The following is an 18,762-nucleotide window of genomic DNA, read 5'->3' as shown; positions in this document are numbered from 1 at the left end:
AATCTCAGACCTACGGTGCACCGTTTCTAAAGGAGCGATGCACCGTTTCCTAATCAGCGGTGCACCGTTTTTCAATAGCCGGTGCACCGTTGATTCAACCTCCTCTGATAGCCGGTTAGAAGTTGATCTTAAACCCGGCATTAATCTTTACGCCATAATATTCCGCCTGCATCGTACGGTCTTTTGTCCCCTGATAATAGCGGAGCGGCTGATTCAGCAGGTTGTTTGCTTCGGCATAGAGGGTGTAGTGTTTTGCAAAAGTGTAACTGGCGTTTACGTCCAGATAGCTCACACGGTCATAATAGCGGTCGTGAAAGGCGTCTTCACCCATCTCGTCAATAAAGGCGGAGGCAAAGTTATAACTCAGGCGGAGATTCAGCCCGCTTTTCTCAAAATAAAGTGATGCGTTGGCGGTATGCTTCGGAGAGCCCGGCAGGCTCAGGTCCTTTTCGTTCTCGCGTCCTTCGAAGTTGAAGTCTTCTACACGGGAGTGGGTGAAAGTATACGTGCCATAGAAGCCGACACATTTCAGGGCAGGAGCGATAAATCCGAAATCACGCTGGTAAGAGAGTTCCATACCTATCAGATTGGCATTGCCTGCATTCTTGGGTTGGATAAAGCGGTTGTATAGGTTGCCGTTGTATTCGTAGTTCGTAGCCACCTGGTTGACAATGAAGTCGTCTATCTTCTTGTAGAATACTCCTGCGCTGACCAGCCCGATACTCTTGAAGTAATAATCCGCGCTCAGGTCGAAGTTATAAGAAAGAGTCGGTTTCAGGCCGGGATTACCCACTGTCACTTCGTTATCCGAACGTTTAATGTTGACGCTGGGCACCAGGGCGGAATACTTCGGGCGCGACAGCGTCTGGGTAAACGAACCGCGTACCTTGAATTCTTCATTTATGCTCCACTTCATAAGGAGTGACGGAAGGAAGTTGATGTAGCTGTTTGTTTCTCGGGCAGTCTTTGAGGTTTGGTCTGTTTCGTCGTCATACGTCCGTCCGGTATAGCTGAGGCTGGTATTCTCAATGCGTAGTCCTGTCATCAGCTCCACGTTGTCGGTGAGTTTCTGGTCGAAGCGGATGTATCCCGAGCTTACAGTCTCGCGTGCTTCGAAGTTGCCCGCCAGTTCTTCCTGTACCTGTTCTTTGTCAAATAAGGAAGGATTGTTCAGATCCAGTGAGCCTGCATATTCTTTGCTGGCATAAACACCTGCCTTGTATTTGTTACTCGGCATGAAGTTTTTGTTAGTCTGATCTACCGTATTTTGCAGGCTGTGGGTCATAAATGCATCTTCATCTTTCGGGGTATATTCATAGAAATCCACCTCCTTGTCTTTGGTTTTGCGCACTACTTTGGCTCCAAACTTCAGTTTGTTTCCGTTTTGGAACGGAAGCTTGAAGTTCATAGAGAATTTCAGATCTTCTTCTTTGATGTCTTGTTGTTGTTCGGTAAGTTCTTTCAGGCCGAAATCCTTGTTCAGCGTCATCGTAGAGCCGGGCTTCGGAGTAGCCAATGGTTCGCGTTCGTTACTCAGATCCATATCGAATTGCTGCTTTTTGAGCTGAAAGTCGATGTAACGCTCGTTTGGACGCTCCTCGGTTGCTTGGGCATAACTGGCGTTCCAGTCCATAGATAGCGGTCCGAACAGATGCTCCCCGCCCAATGTGAAGTCCATTGTGCGCTGGCGTTCCAGACGGGCATTCCGATTGTCGGGTGTGCCGGCTTTAGTCTGTACGCGTACGGTTGCTTTGCCTTCTTCGTCCAGATCTTTAAGAGTAGTGCGGTACCGGTTTTCCCAGTCGTTCCGGTTATTGAAAATACCTTTGAACATCAGTTTATGGTTTTCGTTGATGTCCCAATCCAGGGCTGCCGAATAGCTCTGGCGTTCGCGGGTCACATAATACTGGCGTATCTGATAGTCATTGATGTATACATTGCCTTTATCGTCTTTCTTCCAGAGGAATTCCGTATCGTACGAACCCGAAGGGGCATTTTGATACGAAGCCGATAGCATGACCCCCAGTTTATCATTAAAGAAGCGGTCGCCATAAGTCAATCCCAGGTTCAGCTGTGCCTTTTCGCTGATCCAGTTGTAGCCGGAACCGGCTGTGGCTGTCAGCGTACGTTTATAAGGAGAGTTCTTGGTGACCAGATTGATTGATCCTCCGATGGCGTCGCCGTCCATGTCCGAGGTTACCACTTTGCTCACTTCGATGGTCTGAATCATATCCGCCGGAATCAGGTCAAGCTGCACGTTACGTGTATCACCTTCTGCCGATGGGATGCGGTTACCGTTGATCGTGACAGAACTGAGGTCTGCCGATGTACCGCGCACCTGTCCGAAACGGGCTTCACCCTGGTCATATTGAACGTTGATACCCGAGATGCGCTTCAGCGCATCTCCGATGTTTGAGTCCGGAAACTTACCTACCTGATCGGCAGAAACCACATTCTTGATGCCCAGACTGTTCTTTTGTGAGTTGATGGCGCGGCGCTGGCCTTGAAAAGCACCGCCTATTACAATTTCCTGCAATTCGACCCCTTCATTCAGTATGACATCTCTTTCGAGCGTCTTGCCTTCGGGAATCGTTATTTTCATTTCTACGGGAGCATATCCCACATAGCTTACTTTTACGGTGTAAGTTCCCGGATTGAGATTGGCGAAGGTATAAAAACCGTTTACGTCGCTCGTTACTCCTGTTTTCAGGTTCTCGATGTAGATCGATGCCCCCGGTAATGTCTGTTTGGATGTGTCGATGATACGTCCCCGGATCGTACCTTGTTTTACTACGTTTGCTTTTTCATCGGCGTAGAGATGACCGCCCATGTTCGATAATAAAAGAACGAATGATACCAGTTTCAGAATTCGTTTCATATTTGTTAGTATGCGTTAATAATTTGTTGCAAAAGTAGAGGGAGGAAGTTTCGTCACTTTTACAGTTGTTTGAACGCTGGGTGACAAAGATGTTACATCTGTATGACCGTAAAGCTTCTTTCGGGTAACTTGAGTGATACGTTTTGTACGCTGAGTGATAGCTTATCCCTGAAAAAATGCGTAAAATTGCACTCAGGTTTTCCATTATTAACTAACAAAATAAAACTATGCATTTGACTACAAAATTATTTCTTGCCGCAACGCTGCTTGCCGGTAACCTGTTTGCTTCATTTGCCGGCGATGTTACGCTGAAGATTACGAAGAAGTATATCAACCTGCCCGTGTCCCACCAAATGGACCGGAAGAAAATGACATTCGAGGTGAAAGGGGCTCCGGAACGTAATTTCGTGATTCGCCTGGCCGACGGGAAACCCGATTATTGGGTATTTTGCGATGTTTCTTCCTGGAAAGGCAAGACACTCCGAATCAGCTATGAAGGAGAGTCTGCCGGATTGGAGAAGATCTATCAGGACGATGTGATTGCGGGGCAAGACAGCCTGTATAAAGAGAAGAACCGTCCGCAATTTCACTTCACTACCCGTCGCGGATGGATTAACGATCCTAACGGATTGGTTTACTATGAAGGTGAATACCATCTTTTCTATCAGCATAATCCTTACGAACGGGAATGGGAGAACATGACCTGGGGACATGCCGTGAGCCGTGACCTGGTACATTGGGAGGAACTGCCGGATGCTTTGCACCCCGATGAACTGGGAACCATCTTCTCCGGTTCGGCCGTGATCGATTATGATAATACCGCCGGATTTAATAAAAAAGGAGAGCCGGCACTGGTAGCCGCCTATACAGTGGATAATCCGGAGAAACAGCGACAGTGCATTGCCTACAGTCTCGACCGGGGACGTACGTTTACCAAATACGAAGGCAATCCGGTGATAGACTCAAAGGCAAAATGGAATAGTAAAGACACACGTGATCCGAAAGTTTTCTGGTACGCACCCGGCAAACATTGGGTGATGGTGCTCAACGAGCGGGACGGACATTCCATCTACAACTCTTCCGACCTGAAGAACTGGGAGTACAAGAGCCATGTTACCGGTTTCTGGGAATGTCCCGAACTGTTTGAGCTGCCGGTTGACGGAGATAAGAATCACACGAAATGGGTGATGTACGGAGCCTCGGGTACTTATATGCTGGGATCGTTTGATGGCCAGACATTTACTCCGGAGGCGGGTAAGTACTACTATTATACAGGAAGTATGTATGCTGCCCAAACCTATAGCAACCTGCCTGCCAGTGACGGACGTCGCATCCAGATAGGCTGGGGACGAATTTCACACGATGGCATGCCGTTCAACGGAATGATGCTGCTGCCCAATGAACTGACCCTTCGTACTACTTCAAAGGGAGTCCGTTTGTTTAGTGTTCCTGTCAGGGAGGCAGAGCAACTGTTCCGGCCGGTAGGAAACTGGACATCACTTACTTCTGATGCAGCCAACGGGCGGTTACAATCATTTTCCGATAAGGACTGTTTGCGGATACGGACTACCATCAAGTTATCACATGCAACCAGTGCCGGACTGAATCTTTACGGACAGCCTCTGGTGGATTATGACATGAACTCCAATCTGATAAACGGTGTGTTCTATTCACCCGACGACCGCACCAGTATGGAACTGACAGCCGACATATACATCGACCGTACCTCTATCGAAGTCTTCATCGACGGAGGAGCTTATTCGTATTCGATGAAACGGAGCCCGCGTGAAGGAAATCGCGAAGGACTTCACTTCTGGGGCAACAACATAGAAGTCAAGAACTTGGAAGTGTTCTCGGTAAAATCCATCTGGTAACGAACATTTTCTTTTGATAAGGCGTCCTGTTTCTTTGCTTCAGGACGTCTTATATACGTATTACTAAGGAGAACACAGCATGAAAAACACAAATCTATTTCGGTTCGGCATTTTGCTTTTTGCAGGCCTGTTCGTATTCCTGTCTTCTTGCCAACGGAAGGAAGAGGCGGACAGAAAATATGTTATCGGTTTTTCTCAGTGCACTTCCGATTCCTGGCGCGAAGCCGTATTGCTCGAAATGCAGATTGAAGCCTCCAATTACCGCAACGTGGAGTTGGTAGTATATAATGCAATGGATAACAGCAGTCGGCAGGTAGCCCAGATCCGTAAACTGATTTCGCAGAATGTGGATGTACTTATCATTTCACCCAACGAAGCTGTTCCCATTACCGACGTGGCAGTGGAAGCCTACCGGAAAGGCATTCCTACCATTATCCACGACCGTAAGATACAGTCGGATGAATATACGGTTTCTATCGGCGCCAATAATTACAACATCGGTTCTGCCATCGGCGAATATATCAACGGACAACTTTCTCCCAATTCCCAAATACTTGAAATATGGGGACTGGAAGGTTCTTCGCCCGCCATGGAACGCCATGACGGGTTTATTGACCATCTCCGCAGCGACAAAAACTTCCGGGTGACCCAGGTTTTTGGTAAGTGGCACTATAACAGTGCTTACGATGCTGTCAGCAAGCTGCCTGCTTTTACAGATATCGACTTGGTGTATGCCCATAATGATGTGATGGCTCTTGCTGCACGTGATGTCATTATGAAGCGTGACTCCGTGTCCGGCAGACGTATCCGGTTTATAGGTATCGACGGAGTATATGGTGATGGAGCCGGATTGCAGGCTGTAGCCGACGAGAAATTGGAAGCCTCTTTTCAGTATCCTACCGGAGGAGCTATCTCCATTCAGGTGGCTATGGCCATTATTAATGGCGAGAAGGTGAAGAAAAACTACGTATTGAATACCGCTATCATTAACCGGGGAAACGCAAAAACCATTCTGGCACAGTCCGAACAACTGAATCATTACCAGAAGCGGATCAACCGCCAGAAGCAGGAAGAAGACAATCTGCTGTCTCGTTTCAAGTTCCTGCGCAACTCCACCATACTGATCCTGGCGTTGATGTTACTCATTATCCCTTTGTTGGGATATGTCATGTACATGAATCTCCGTATCAAGAACAAAAACAAAGAACTGTATGATAAAAACCAGCTTGTAGAGGCGCAGAAGGAGGAACTGGCGGTCAAGAATAACCAGATAGAAAACATCTCGAACCAGAAATTGCAGTTCTTTACCAATATCTCCCACGAAATCCGTACTCCCCTTACGTTAATACTGGGGCCGGTAAACAAACTGATTAAAAACTCCAGGCTCGATCCTTCTATTCAGGAAGATGTGGCTTTGATGAAGCGGAACGTAGACCGGCTCTACCGGATTGTCAACCAGATACTCGATTTTCGCAGGATTGACAACGACAAGATGAAACTGATTCTGCGTCAGGTAGATCTGATAGGAATGGTCAGAGAAGTCTTCGACTACTTTACCGGTATTGCTCAGGAGAAGCAGATTCATTATCAGTTCCGCACCAACATCGACGAGCTGAATATCCATATCGATGTCAATAAGATAGAGCAGGTATTGGTGAATATCATTTCGAATGCTTTTAAATATTCGGATGGCGGCGGGGATATTTCCGTCAGGGTTATCGGTGAGGCAGAAACTGTTCTGGTGGAAGTGGAGGACCACGGGCGGGGGATTTCAAAAGAGAGCATGGAGCATCTCTTCGAGCGGTTTTATACCGGTAATAAAACATTCGGTACGGCAGGTTTCGGCATCGGACTTAATCTTTCGAAAGAATACGTCGATTTGCATGACGGTGAAATTCGTGTAGAGAGCCAGCCCGGAGAATATACCTTGTTCAGCGTCCGGCTTTACAAAGACATGGCTCACTATACCCACGAATATATATTGGAAGAGACCGACCGTTTCAATCTGAGTTATCATGACATGGAAGTGGATACGACGATAGTGAATGAAATGCTGTCCACGACCTACGATTATCATATTCTGGTGGTGGAAGACGACCCCGATGTGCGATACAGCCTGCGGAAGGAGCTGTCCGACAATTTCCGAGTCGAAGTGGCGGGTAATGGCAATGAAGCGTTGGACCAGTTGGGGAAGGATGTCGCTTTCCACCTGATTCTGAGTGACGTGCTGATGCCCGGTATGAATGGTTTCCAGTTGGTTAACCGGGTGAAGAACGATCTTGCTTTCAGCCATATCCCTATCATACTTCTGACTGCTTTGTCCGAAGACAGCCAGCGCATTTACGGCATTGCCGAAGGGGCGGACGAGTATATTCCCAAACCTTTCAATATCGACTTCCTGAAAATACGTATCATCAACATGATTTCGGAACGGCAAAAGATGAAGGAAGCCTATATGAAGAATCTCCGGGCCGGTACGATGGACAATGTGGAGGTATGCAAACTGATGAAGGTAGACGAGTTGTTCAGGGACAAGCTGCTGAGCATTGTCGACACGCAATATGAAAACTCCGATTTCAGCATCGAAGACCTGAGTGAACATCTGGGATTGTCGAGGGTGCACCTTTACCGGAAGATGAAAACTCTGTTCGGGGTTTCACCCACTGATTACCTGAGGAATTACCGGCTCAATAAAGCAATGCTTTTGCTTAAAGCCCGGCAGTATAATATCAGTGAGATAGCTTATATGACCGGTTTTACTTCGCCCGCCTATTTCACTAAATGTTTCCGTACACTTTATGGGGTCACTCCGACAGAGGCAATGGTGGCTAACTGAATATGGGAAACAGATCGTTCTGTCTACGCACCGTATGCAACTCTGTATACAGTACGTATATAGAGTAGTATACGAGCCGTAGATAATGCTGTATACGCATTATACAAAATTGTCCCGCATTGAGTTTTCTCAATGCGGGACGATATGAAATGTGCCGGTATGTTTACTGTTAGGCCGTTGGATCATCTACAATATCACCATCGCCATCTCCTTGAGATGCGCCGAAATTGATAAATCGACTGACAGTTCTCGGCGTTTTTAGCATTGTCTGCGAACTGTGGCAGTATTGTGTGGTCAGTCGCAGCTCATAGGTTCCGTCTTTCAAGTCGGCAGGAAGTAGCACCAATACTTCCGAGGGGTTGTTTATGGCAATCATATCCATCGGTAACTTCGTTTCTGTGCCTTTTTCGTCAATCAATACGATACCTACGGCAGAGTCTGTGCCTGTTACTTTAATATTCTTTCCTTGCAGGCGATAGTTACGTCCGGCAGTTGCACTACCGTCCGTAGCACGGGTGGCGGCGTCTTCACCGCCGATGAAGTAGGCCGAGTCACCTTTGGCTCCCAGAATTTTCACGCCGGTCCGTGCGATAGCTTCACGTAAATCCTTATCCTGATTGAAGGAAACATAGATAGAATTTTTCTCGGGATTCCATACTCCACCGTCTATTACCCCGCTAAACTGTGGTACGGCACGAAAAAGCCCCGTATTGACAGAGTATCCGTTCAGTACCAATTCCGATACTGTGCGCTGGAAAAGATCGACGGCATGCTTTAAAGTCTCTGCCCGCAAACCGGTATCTTCTTTCTTCATTTCACCCAGTACATCGGATAGCGTCAGGTTTCCGGCGCTTTCCAATACCAGGATTTTGTCTTCTTTGTTGTCGGTGGTCACGGTATTGTCCGCAAGCCAGCCTTTGAGTTCGGTTTTCATGATTTGTTAAGTTTAAAAGTGAATATTATTGTTTGGTGCCTTTTACGCAACGGACAGAGTATCCATCTGTTTTTACTCTTGGTGTAGTACTTATAGTAGTTTGGTAAATAAGTATACTGTGCGCAGAAGTATTATTGCTGGCATCACTAGTCCAATAACGAGCAGCTGTATTTACACCATCGTTAGATGTCATGCCACTACCTAAATTATTGTAGCGGCCACCTCCGCATTTCAGAAAGAGACCTTTAGTATTGTTCATAAACCACACGCCGCCATTAGTTATTGTTTTGTTTGTGCATCGAATCAATTTGATGAACTCATTATTGCTAGGTGTACGCCATCCCGTTCCATAATATGCAGTATTTAATCTTGAACATGGATCTGTGTTATTGGTACTTGTGTTTCCGGTGTAAGTACTATACCATGTGTAATAATATCCGGTTTCTGTCTGCGAAGGTGCCCATACATAATTCGTACTTCCGGTACTTTTTAAATTTCCTGTGGCCCATCTCAGCTTCGCCAAATCATTCTTATCATTTGTGGTACATCCGTTTTGTGTCAGGTTAATGTCACTTGCCGCCAATTGTATCCCCAATTCAAACTTCAGTGTAATGGCATAACTCCGTCCTGGTAGCAACTGTACATTCTGGCTCGAGGTGATATTCCGATTATTCGCATTGAAGTAATTACTAAGTTTCAACGTACCGATATGTACCGTGATTGCCCGTGAACCCGAAAAAGGAACTAACCGTACAGTGGCAGTAGAATTATTGCCAATATTGAATGTAGGTGTATTTCCGGTATTGGCACTTACATTATTTGTAGAGGGACCTATCGTCCAGGCGGACGCATTACCGCCCTGAGAAACATATACGCCCGTACAGTTGGTAAACGTGTTGCTTCCAAACTGTGACAAGGAGAGCTTAACCGTCAGCTTGCAGAGTTTTTGCGTGAAACTAACCGACAGGTTGTGGTTGATTGTACTCACATTCGCTATGTCCCCCGAGTCATAAACCATAAAGTCATTACTCATATTCGGGATAGTGACGGAAGTACCGTTATAAGCATAGGATGAAGGGATTGTTCCCATCGCTGTCGTACTATTGAACGAGTATCCGATCACACGGACAGTTCCCGTTCTGGTGAGTAACTTTCCTTGCCTGAGTGTGGGAGCGGAAGCCCCGTTCGTCGTAAAATCCGCTGTCGACTGGAACACGTAATTGCTGCCCACCTTACGGAAAGCGATCAACCGGAAATAAATGCCATTACCCAATGTAGCGGCACGGGTAGTGACTTGCGGCTCTTCGCGGAGTGTCATCCGGACCGCTGAAGGACCCTCGTAAGGTACGGCAGCGGGTATGGCCCTGCTGGCGGGTGATTCCTTAACCGGTACCCATTCGTCTACAAGAGTTCTTCCCCCGGTTGTGGCGGGAGTATCAACATGACTTTCCATATAGCTGCCATCCTCAACCCGGCTGACCGTAATAGGGATCACATCCCCTCCGTCCGGTTCGGGGCTGTCAGGGTTTACAACATTGTCTCCACACGATGTTATCATTAAAAAAGCCGCGCACACACAGCATGTGCTTAACGCACGAAAGCCTACATACAGAAGTTTTGCCTTTGTATTCATAATTCAAATGTTTAAAAGTGAATAAAATAGATCATGCTCAGCATGGCCTTCCCATTAAGAATGGACAGGCCGGCTATAGCAGGCTGTGAATACAGCTTTTATTTTGCGGTAAGTTTGTGTAAGTTAGATAGATAGAACGGCTCTTGTGTTTCAAAAGACGTTCGTTTTTTGAAACACGGTCTTTGCTCTGTGCGCTGAATACAAAAAGAAGAGATAAATGGCTGATAATTAAAACGATGTAAAAAGATTTGCACAGATGAAAAAAGCGACTTATCTTTGTTGCATCAGACGAACGTCTTTTGAAACGTTACCTTCCTTTTGATAAAAGACAACCCACTTATTACAAGAATCATTTTTTTCCAAATGCTTCATTATTAGCTTTATCCTTTCGTTACATCAGTGGGTAACCGGATTGATAGTCTGGCAGTATTTTTGCCGGATGTTACCATTCTTATATTATTTGTTTCCTGCGTTATATCGCTTCTGTACTATTCTGGCTAACCTTGCATCAACAATCACACATCGTATAACTACTATAAATTTAAAATCAAAATGAACAGAGAGAACAAACCTTTATTCCTATATACCTTTATCACCGTCTTTGGTGGATTGATTGTGGGATTAAATATGGCAGGTATTTCCGGAGCCGTTCCTTTTTTACAGGAACAATTCATGTTGGATGATATGGCTTTGGGATTGGTGGTAAGTATTCTGACCGTAGGTTGCCTTTGCGGTGCTTTGCTGGGAGGAGGTTTCAGTGACCGTTATGGCAGGCAGAAAGTAATGTTCTCGTCAGCTATCTTTTTTATTGTTTCTTCTTTAGGTTGCGCATTGTCTGTCAATCTGGTTTCACTGCTGGTTTTTCGCCTGATATGTGGGCTGGGGATCGGCGTGATTTCTGCCGTAGCACCTATCTATATATCCGAGATTTCTCCTGCCCGGTTGAGGGGAACACTGGTCTCTTACAATCAACTGGCCATTGTGATAGGAATTCTGATTGCTTATATTGTAGATTATATATTGCTGGACTACGAGCGGAACTGGCGCCTGATGCTGGGATTCCCGTTTTTCTTTAGTGTAGCCTACCTGCTACTATTGGTTATATTGCCCGAGAGTCCGCGATGGCTTTCGGCCCGCGGAAAAGCAGGCAGAGCCAGACAGGTGGCCAGTAAGCTGAACCTGGAAGCCGGTGAGATGACCGTGTCCGACACAAACACACAAGAAGGTAGAGATAGGATAAAGGTAACAGAATTGTTTAAGGGTAACTTGGCTAAAGTGGTTTTCATAGGTTCTATACTGGCCGCCTTACAGCAAATTACGGGTATTAACGTCATTATTAATTACGCTCCTTCTATTTTTGAGATGACAGGTGTTGCCGGGGATATTGCCCTTGTGCAATCCATCCTGGTGGGCGTGGTGAATCTGTTGTTTACCCTGATTGCTGTATGGCTGGTCGATAAAGTGGGACGCAAAATCCTGCTTCTCGCCGGAAGCTTGGGAATGAGTCTTTCGTTGCTTTATTTGGTCTATACCTTCGTTGTACCTGCTGCCAATGGCATCGGCGCATTGATAGCCGTGCTGTGTTACATCGGGTTCTTTGCAGCTTCGCTGGCACCGCTGATGTGGGTGGTAACTTCCGAAATCTATCCTTCCCGTATCCGTGGAACGGCCATGTCACTCTCTACCGGAGTAAGTTGGTTATGTACGTTCCTCACCGTTCAGTTTTTTCCTTGGATACTGAATAACCTGGGCGGATCGGTCGCATTCGGAATCTTTGCTGTTTTCAGCATTGCTGCATTCGCATTCATTTTATTTTGTGTGCCCGAGACTAAAGGAAAGTCGCTGGAGGCAATAGAAAAAGAATTGGGAGTGGATAAAGAAGCTGAAAAGACCGCAAAAGAAGAACATGCTTTCTCGAAAATATAATAAACACAAAATTAGATATAAGTATGAAACAAAGTAAAAGAAATGTATGGTTGTCCGTTTGCGCAGGACTCTTGTTTTGTTCGTGGGGATGCGGCTCTCAAGTGTCGGATAAGCCGGTAACACTGGAAACGCTGTTGGACGAAATGGTATCGGTGGAGGAGCAGGCGCTATATCCGGTTCCCTCTTATACTTGTCGTCAGGAAAGTAGTTATGACCGTGCATCGGTATCACCCGATTCTGCCGGTTGGTTTGCCAACAGCGATGGGTTTGGAATCAAGCGGGTAGATACGATAGCAGGCCGTATCGAGAAAGTAATGTTCGACGAAGTCGGACCGGGGGCTATCACCCGTATCTGGATTACTACTATTGACAAACGCGGTACATGGAGGTTTTATTTCGATGGTTCCGACCAGCCGGGCTGGATCATTCCTGCTTACGACCTGATGCGGATCAATGTGCCCGGACTGGGAAGAGGAATGTTGCAGGCACACACCAGCTATACGCCCGAAGGTAAGGGAGGAAATACCCTGTTCCTGCCTATCCCGTATGCCCGTGGATGTAAAGTGACGTTCGAAGACGAACCGGGAGTGAATCCTACTCCAAAATATTACCACATCAACTTCCGTAAATATCCGGAGGGTACACAGGTGGAGACTTTCTCTAAAGAAGTGGTAGAGAGAGCAGCACAGAAAATAGCTGAAGTAGACGATCGTCTTCTCCATCCGACGGCCGGACGTAAAGGTGAAATGATCCGGGAGAATAAGAACCTTCTTTCTTCCGATTCACTGACCATTCCGCTGCCGACAGGTGAAAATGCGGTGTATGAAGTGAAGTTCAATATCCGTGTTGATAATCCGGAGCAATATGCGCAATTGATGCGGGAATTGGTGTTCAGTGCCACATTCGACGGGAAACAGACCGTATGGGTGCCCTTGAGTGATTTCTCCGGAGGTGGCATGGGTGCTCCCAAAGTGGATAGTTGGTATCTGACGTCCGACGGGAAAGGGAACATCTCCAGTCGCTGGTTGATGCCTTACCGCAAAGCGGGAGTCTTGAAAGTACTGAACCTTTCTTCCCAGCCGGTTGATGCTGAACTGGAGGTAAACGTGGCCCCGTTGAAGTGGAATAAAGACCGGTCATTGTATTTCTATGCTTCATGGAGGCAGGAGAACGGTATCTACATCCATGATAAACCCGAAGAGGCCGATCAGTGTGTAGAATGGAACTTCGCTACACTAAAAGGAAAGGGCGTCTATAAAGGTGATTTACTTTCACTGTACAATCATGCTCCGTTGTGGTATGGCGAAGGTGACGAGAAGATTTGGGTAGACGATGATACTTTCCCTTCACATTTCGGCACAGGTACGGAAGACTACTATAATAGCTCTTGGGCACCGGTAGTGCCTTTCTATACTCCATTCGGAGGAGCTCCGAGAGCCGATTTGGAGAGCTCTCACGGTTATAATGCTTTCTATCGCACCCGCCATCTGGATGGCATCCCTTTCAATAAGAGCTTTAAGTTCGATATTGAAATGCTGGGATGGAAACGGGGTGAGGTTGATTATGCCACTACCATTTACTGGTATGGTGATCCGGAGGCACAGGTATTTGGAACTTCAGGTATTGAAGGAGCCCGCCGGCAGCTGCTGCCTGCTGTCGAAGCTTCGGCAAACTGAAAAACATATGATAGTATTATTTAAATTTTTAATTAAATCTAATTGGTGAATATGAAACATGAAAGACCTTACCTTGTGGCCTCCGGAAGTGACTGGCTGCAAGAAGTGTTGAGAAGGCTTTTGGTCTGGGTGGTTGTCTTGTTCTCGGGGACAATGATGGCATACGCAGGCAATCTGGATATCAGCCAGGTGAAAGTCATTACGGGTACGGTGACCGAAAAGGAAACAGGTGACCCGCTGATCGGAGTAAACGTGTCGGTAAAGGGCACTTCGAAAGGTACGATTACGAATCTGAATGGTGAGTATTCGGTTGATGTGAATTCGGATAAAGATATTCTGGTATTCTCATTTATTGGAAAGGCTACACAGGAGAAAGCTGTGAAGGGATTAAGCAAGATTGACGTGGTAATGGCCGATGATGCCACGATGTTGGGCGAGGTGGTTATCCAGACCGGATATATGACGCAGCGCAAAGCCGATCTGACCGGTTCGGTTGCCATTGCTAATACCTCGGATTTGGCTCAGAATCCTTCGACTAACGCACTGAAGTCTTTGCAGGGAAAATTGCCGGGTGTATTTATTACTGCCGATGGTAGCCCCGGTGGAAATGCTTCGATACAGATTCGCGGACTTACGTCATTGAATGCACAACCCAACCCGCTGATCGTACTCGACGGATTGGCAGGCGATTACAACTTGAGGGACATCAACCCGGCGAACATTGAATCTATTCAGGTGTTGAAGGATGCTGCTTCGGCCAGTATTTATGGTTCGAGAGCTGCCGGTGGTGTGATCATTATCGAAACAAAGAAGGGTAAAAAGGGTGAATCGAAAATCAGCTACGAAGGTCGTGTACAGTTTTCCAAGTGGGTTAATAAACCCGACTTGCTGAATACTGAAGAATATGGACGTGCCATCTGGCAGGCGTATGCCAACGATGACAAATTGGGTGAGATCAAACAAAGTGTTCGTTTCTTCGATTACGACTGGAGTTATGACGGTAACGGTTATCCGGTGCTTAACTCCGTGAAACCGGTGGAATGGCTGAATACAGCCAAGACTATGCGCTCGGCCGATACTAACTGGATCGACGAAATATCCCGTACCGGAGTATCGCAGAATCATCAGATCTCAGTATCGAGTGGTACTGAAAAATCACGTACTTTCTTCAACCTGGGTTATGAAAATACGGAAGGTATCCAGATTGAAACCTTCTGGAAGAAATATTCGGCCCGCTTGAATTCGGAATACGATTTATTGAATGGTCGTCTGAAAGTAGGTGAGAATTTGGAGTTGAACTACATGAACTATCGCGAAGCCAATCATACTCAGCTTGCAGCGAATGAACCCCCTATCATTCCTGTATATACCGAAACCGTTGGTTGGGGTGGTGCCTCTCTCGACGTGGGTATGGACGATTATCGTAATCCGGTGAAAGACCTTATCCTGGGGAAAGACAATGTCAATAAGTTCCTGAAGGTAATTGGTAATACGTATGCCGATTTGATGATTATCAAAGGTTTGAACCTGAGAACATCGTTCGGTGTAGACTATCGCGGTTCATACTATCGGGCAGTCGATAAAAAATGGGGTGAAGCAGATGGTTCGGGCCGTGATGAAAAATTTAATTATGTCCGCAATGATCAGACCCATTTCCTTGAATACCAATGGACCAACCAGATCAACTATAACGGGCAATTCGGAAAACATTCGATAGGAGCTGTAGTCGGAATGGAATTCACGAAAGCTGAAAGCGAAGCATTCTATGCACGGAAAGACGGTTTGACCCTGGAAGACAGAGACTATGCTTTTTTGAGTTCGGCTACCGGCGACAAGATTACAGAGGCTACCGGTTCGGGTGATGCTTATGCTCTGTTGTCATACTTCGGTAAGTTTAACTATTCGTATGCTTCCAAATATCTGGCATCGGCAACGTTACGTTATGACGGTTCTTCCAAGTTCGGTGCTGATAACCGTTGGGCAGTTTTCCCAGCATTTTCGCTGGGATGGAGAATCAAGAACGAACCGTTCCTTGAGAATGTAGATTTTCTTTCGGATCTGAAATTGAGATTCAGTTGGGGGCGTAACGGTAACTCGGCTATCCCGAGTGGATACTTGCAAAGCAGCTATGTAGCCGATTATAACGGAACTTCTTATGCTATGAACGGACAGGAAAGCGGTTCTTTACAGTCTGGTTTCCGCAAATATCTCACCGGTAATTCGACACTGAAATGGGAAACGGTGACACAGACCAATTACGGTATCGATTTCGGTTTCTTCAATCAGAGCCTGGTCGGAACTATCGACTATTTTTATAAGAAAACAACCGATATGCTTTATTTACCCCCTTATATCGGTGCGTTTGGTGAAGGTGGAGATACTTATGTGAATGGTCCGAGCATGGAAAACCGAGGAGTTGAAATCTTGTTGACATACCGGAATAACCTTCCGTCCGGATTTAGTTACAGCATTACGGGAAACCTTGCTACCTTCAAGAATAAGATTACCGAATTGCCGGACAACGTGAGAAGTGTATATGGTGGAAACGGTATGTTGGACGATATTATCGGACGTCCTCGTAACTCTGTCTACGGATATGTGGCAGACGGAATCTTCAAAACTCAGGAAGAGGTGGACAACTCACCGCAACAGGCTGGAAAAGGCTTGGGACGTATCCGTTACAAGGACCTTGATGGCGACGGACGCATTACTCAGGATTATGACCGTACGTGGATTGGTGTCAGCGATCCGGACTTTACTTATGGTTTGAACCTTCAGGCTTCATATAAGAATGTAGACTTGGCTCTCTTCTTCCAGGGTGTACATGGCGGAGATGTTTGGGATTCATGGATTGAATACAGTGACTTCTGGAACATTCAGAATGTGAATAATACCAATCACCTGAAAGGCGTATTTAATGCCTGGTCTCCCCAGAATCCGGATTCTAACATTCCGGCTCTGTCTACCCGTAACACCAATGATGAAAAGCGTACATCTACGTATTTCCTCAAAGATGGTTCGTACCTGAAACTGAGAACAGTGGAATTGGGATACACTTTCCCGGAAAGTCTGGTGAAGAAAGCCATGATCAGCCGCTTGCGTGCCTATGTTTCGGCTAACAATGTATTCACTATCAAGAAATGGTGGGATAGCAACCGCTTCTCGGGTCCCGATCCTGAAATCCGTGACTTTGGCTATGTCATTCCATTTACCGCTACAGTTGGAGTTAATATAACCTTTTAAATAGAAATAGTATGAAAACCTTTTATAGTTTATTTCTGTCATCTGCCCTTTTGCTTTCCTTGTTGGTGACGAGCTGTGCCGACCAATTGAATATTAACCCTAAAGGGGTGCTGGCTGATGATTTATTATTAGGAAAGCCTGAACATATTGATGATTTTGTGACTCCGTGCTATTCGCTGATCCCTTATCTGCCCTGGTCGGAAGCTCATGCATGGTGGATGCATGGTTCCATCCGGTCAGACGATGCTTACAAAGGCGGATCGGGTGTAAGTGATCAGTCTGCCTGGCACGATATGGAAGTTTTCTCTTCTGTGACCGCTAATGTAGGCAATAATGACGGACCTTGGTTCAAGGGATATGTAGCGATATCCAGATACAATCTGGCACTCTATGCCCTGTCTAAAGTTACCGATGAAAACTATCCGTTGAAGGGCGTACGTACCGGTGAAGTGAAATTCCTGCGCGGAGCTACCTATTTCTTTATGAAGACGCTGTGGAGATATATTCCTTGGGTAGATGAAGAGAATGGCAGAACGGTGGAAGATGTGACCAATATCTCGAACCGTCCTAATGGTACTGATGATACATATTTGTGGGAACACATTGTGGCCGATCTGGAAGAAGCTGTCAGACTGTTGCCTGAAAAGCAGGAAGAGATAGGCCGTATCAATAAGAATGCCGCACGGGCTATGGCTGCCAAAGCGTTGTTGTTCATGGCATACAAGCAAGATGAAAGACATCAGGTGGTTGAGGTAGATAAGGCGATTCTGGAACGCGCTCTGGTTTATATTAACCAGATCACCGATCAGGAAGGTGGAAATGTAGGTTTATGTGAAGACTTTGCCGAAAATTTCTTGCCGGAATATGATAATGCTACCAAAGAAGCAATTTGGGAAATCCAGTATTCTATCAATGACGGAACATCAAGTGGAGGAAATACAAACAACGGTGCAGAATTGAATGCTCCTTCCTGGGAACCTTATTTCCCATGTTGTGACTTCCATAAGATGAGCTTTAATATGGCAAATGCTTTCAGAACTGATAAAGACGGTTTGCCTTTGTTCGATACGTTTAATGATGCGGAACTGAAAGGAAGATTCAAAGAGTATTTCAGTGAAAATACTTTCGATCCTCGTCTGAGTCATACAGCAGCCATTCCGGGATATCCTTATAAATATAATCCGGACTTGTTGTATGAAGAGAAGGCTTCCAGAAGCCCCGGTGATTATGGTTATCTGAAATCTGTTAAGGAATTGGTACCTGCCGGTTGCGATTGTATCATTGTAAACCGCAACTCAATGAACGTGAAACAAATACGTTATGCTGAAGTTTTATTGTGGAAAGCTGAAATTCTGATTCAGTTGGATCGCCATAAAGAAGCTCGTCCTATCATTAATAAGCTGCGCGAACGTGCTAATAACAGTAGAATTCGCTTGTTGATGGTAGATGGTACTCCTTACATGAATTATAAGGTCAGCTTGTATACCGATGAGGCTGCTTGGACCAAAGACTATGCATGGAAAGCATTGATGTTTGAGAATCGTCTTGAAACAGCATGTGAGGGAAGACGCTTCTTCGATCTGCAAAGATGGGGAATCCTGGAGCCTACGATGAATGCTTACTTCAAAAAAGAGAAAACCCGTTTCTCTTGGATGAATAATGCGGTCTTTGTTGCGGGAAGAGATGAATATAAACCTATTCCTCAGCAACAGATGAACTGGGCGAAAGGAAATTATATACAGAATCCGGGTTACTAATAAAA

Annotated in this window: 9 protein-coding genes; 6 read left to right on the top strand and 3 right to left on the bottom strand. The window is 46.0% G+C overall.

Annotated elements, in window-relative coordinates; translation table 11 throughout:
* Positions 1-115: 115 nt before the first annotated feature.
* Entirely contained in the window at positions 116-2,878 is a 2,763-nt protein-coding gene (locus tag DBK98_RS03545; RefSeq protein ID WP_005812549.1) for a TonB-dependent receptor, read from the bottom strand.
* A gap of 227 nt (positions 2,879-3,105) precedes the next feature.
* On the opposite strand from DBK98_RS03545, the gene DBK98_RS03540 reads away from it, so the two are divergent.
* Positions 3,106-4,752 carry a glycoside hydrolase family 32 protein gene (locus tag DBK98_RS03540; RefSeq protein ID WP_005782940.1) on the top strand — a complete coding sequence of 549 codons (1,647 nt, stop codon included), beginning with the start codon at positions 3,106-3,108 and terminating at the stop codon, positions 4,750-4,752.
* A 79-nt stretch (positions 4,753-4,831) separates the two neighbouring features.
* On the top strand, positions 4,832-7,588 hold the full coding sequence (locus tag DBK98_RS03535; RefSeq protein WP_005812551.1) for a substrate-binding domain-containing protein: 2,757 nt from the start codon (positions 4,832-4,834) through the stop codon (positions 7,586-7,588).
* A gap of 169 nt (positions 7,589-7,757) precedes the next feature.
* Here DBK98_RS03535 and DBK98_RS03530 read toward each other — a convergent pair whose 3' ends face one another.
* Positions 7,758-8,522 carry a DNA-binding domain-containing protein gene (locus DBK98_RS03530; RefSeq protein WP_032536693.1) on the bottom strand — a complete coding sequence of 255 codons (765 nt, stop codon included), beginning with the start codon at positions 8,520-8,522 and terminating at the stop codon, positions 7,758-7,760.
* Positions 8,523-8,547: 25 nt separating this feature from the next.
* Complete coding sequence (locus DBK98_RS03525; RefSeq protein ID WP_032536694.1) at positions 8,548-10,155, bottom strand: FISUMP domain-containing protein; 1,608 nt, start codon at positions 10,153-10,155, stop codon at positions 8,548-8,550.
* 552 nt (positions 10,156-10,707) lie between these two features.
* Between DBK98_RS03525 and DBK98_RS03520 the strand changes: the two genes are divergently transcribed.
* Genes DBK98_RS03520 through DBK98_RS03505 form a run of 4 tightly spaced genes read left to right on the top strand, consistent with a single transcriptional unit; the run spans position 10,708 to position 18,757 of the window.
* Complete coding sequence (locus tag DBK98_RS03520; protein ID WP_005812555.1) at positions 10,708-12,081, top strand: sugar porter family MFS transporter; 1,374 nt, start codon at positions 10,708-10,710, stop codon at positions 12,079-12,081.
* Positions 12,082-12,104: 23 nt separating this feature from the next.
* Positions 12,105-13,757, top strand: coding sequence for a glycoside hydrolase family 172 protein (locus DBK98_RS03515; RefSeq protein ID WP_032535377.1), 1,653 nt, complete (start codon positions 12,105-12,107; stop codon positions 13,755-13,757).
* 51 nt (positions 13,758-13,808) lie between these two features.
* Entirely contained in the window at positions 13,809-17,000 is a 3,192-nt protein-coding gene (locus DBK98_RS03510; RefSeq protein ID WP_032535376.1) for a TonB-dependent receptor, read from the top strand.
* Between the two features lie 11 nt (positions 17,001-17,011).
* Positions 17,012-18,757, top strand: coding sequence for a RagB/SusD family nutrient uptake outer membrane protein (locus DBK98_RS03505; RefSeq protein ID WP_032535375.1), 1,746 nt, complete (start codon positions 17,012-17,014; stop codon positions 18,755-18,757).
* Positions 18,758-18,762: the final 5 nt, after the last annotated feature.

It is taken from the genome of Bacteroides sp. PHL 2737 (genome assembly GCF_004115325.2).
In the GTDB taxonomy this organism is placed as follows: Bacteria; Bacteroidota; Bacteroidia; order Bacteroidales; family Bacteroidaceae; genus Bacteroides; species Bacteroides hominis.
This window is presented reverse-complemented; position numbering and strand designations above follow the sequence as displayed.

Excerpts from the sequence above, each read along its gene's own strand:
- DBK98_RS03540 (WP_005782940.1), top strand. The coding sequence starts at position 3,106 with ATGCATTTGACTACAAAATTATTTCTTGCCGCAACGCTGCTTGCCGGT.
- DBK98_RS03520 (WP_005812555.1), top strand. The coding sequence starts at position 10,708 with ATGAACAGAGAGAACAAACCTTTATTCCTATATACCTTTATCACCGTC.
- DBK98_RS03535 (WP_005812551.1), top strand. The coding sequence starts at position 4,832 with ATGAAAAACACAAATCTATTTCGGTTCGGCATTTTGCTTTTTGCAGGC.
- DBK98_RS03545 (WP_005812549.1), bottom strand. The coding sequence starts at position 2,878 with ATGAAACGAATTCTGAAACTGGTATCATTCGTTCTTTTATTATCGAAC.
- DBK98_RS03515 (WP_032535377.1), top strand. The coding sequence starts at position 12,105 with ATGAAACAAAGTAAAAGAAATGTATGGTTGTCCGTTTGCGCAGGACTC.
- DBK98_RS03510 (WP_032535376.1), top strand. The coding sequence starts at position 13,809 with ATGAAACATGAAAGACCTTACCTTGTGGCCTCCGGAAGTGACTGGCTG.
- DBK98_RS03525 (WP_032536694.1), bottom strand. The coding sequence starts at position 10,155 with ATGAATACAAAGGCAAAACTTCTGTATGTAGGCTTTCGTGCGTTAAGC.
- DBK98_RS03505 (WP_032535375.1), top strand. The coding sequence starts at position 17,012 with ATGAAAACCTTTTATAGTTTATTTCTGTCATCTGCCCTTTTGCTTTCC.
- DBK98_RS03530 (WP_032536693.1), bottom strand. The coding sequence starts at position 8,522 with ATGAAAACCGAACTCAAAGGCTGGCTTGCGGACAATACCGTGACCACC.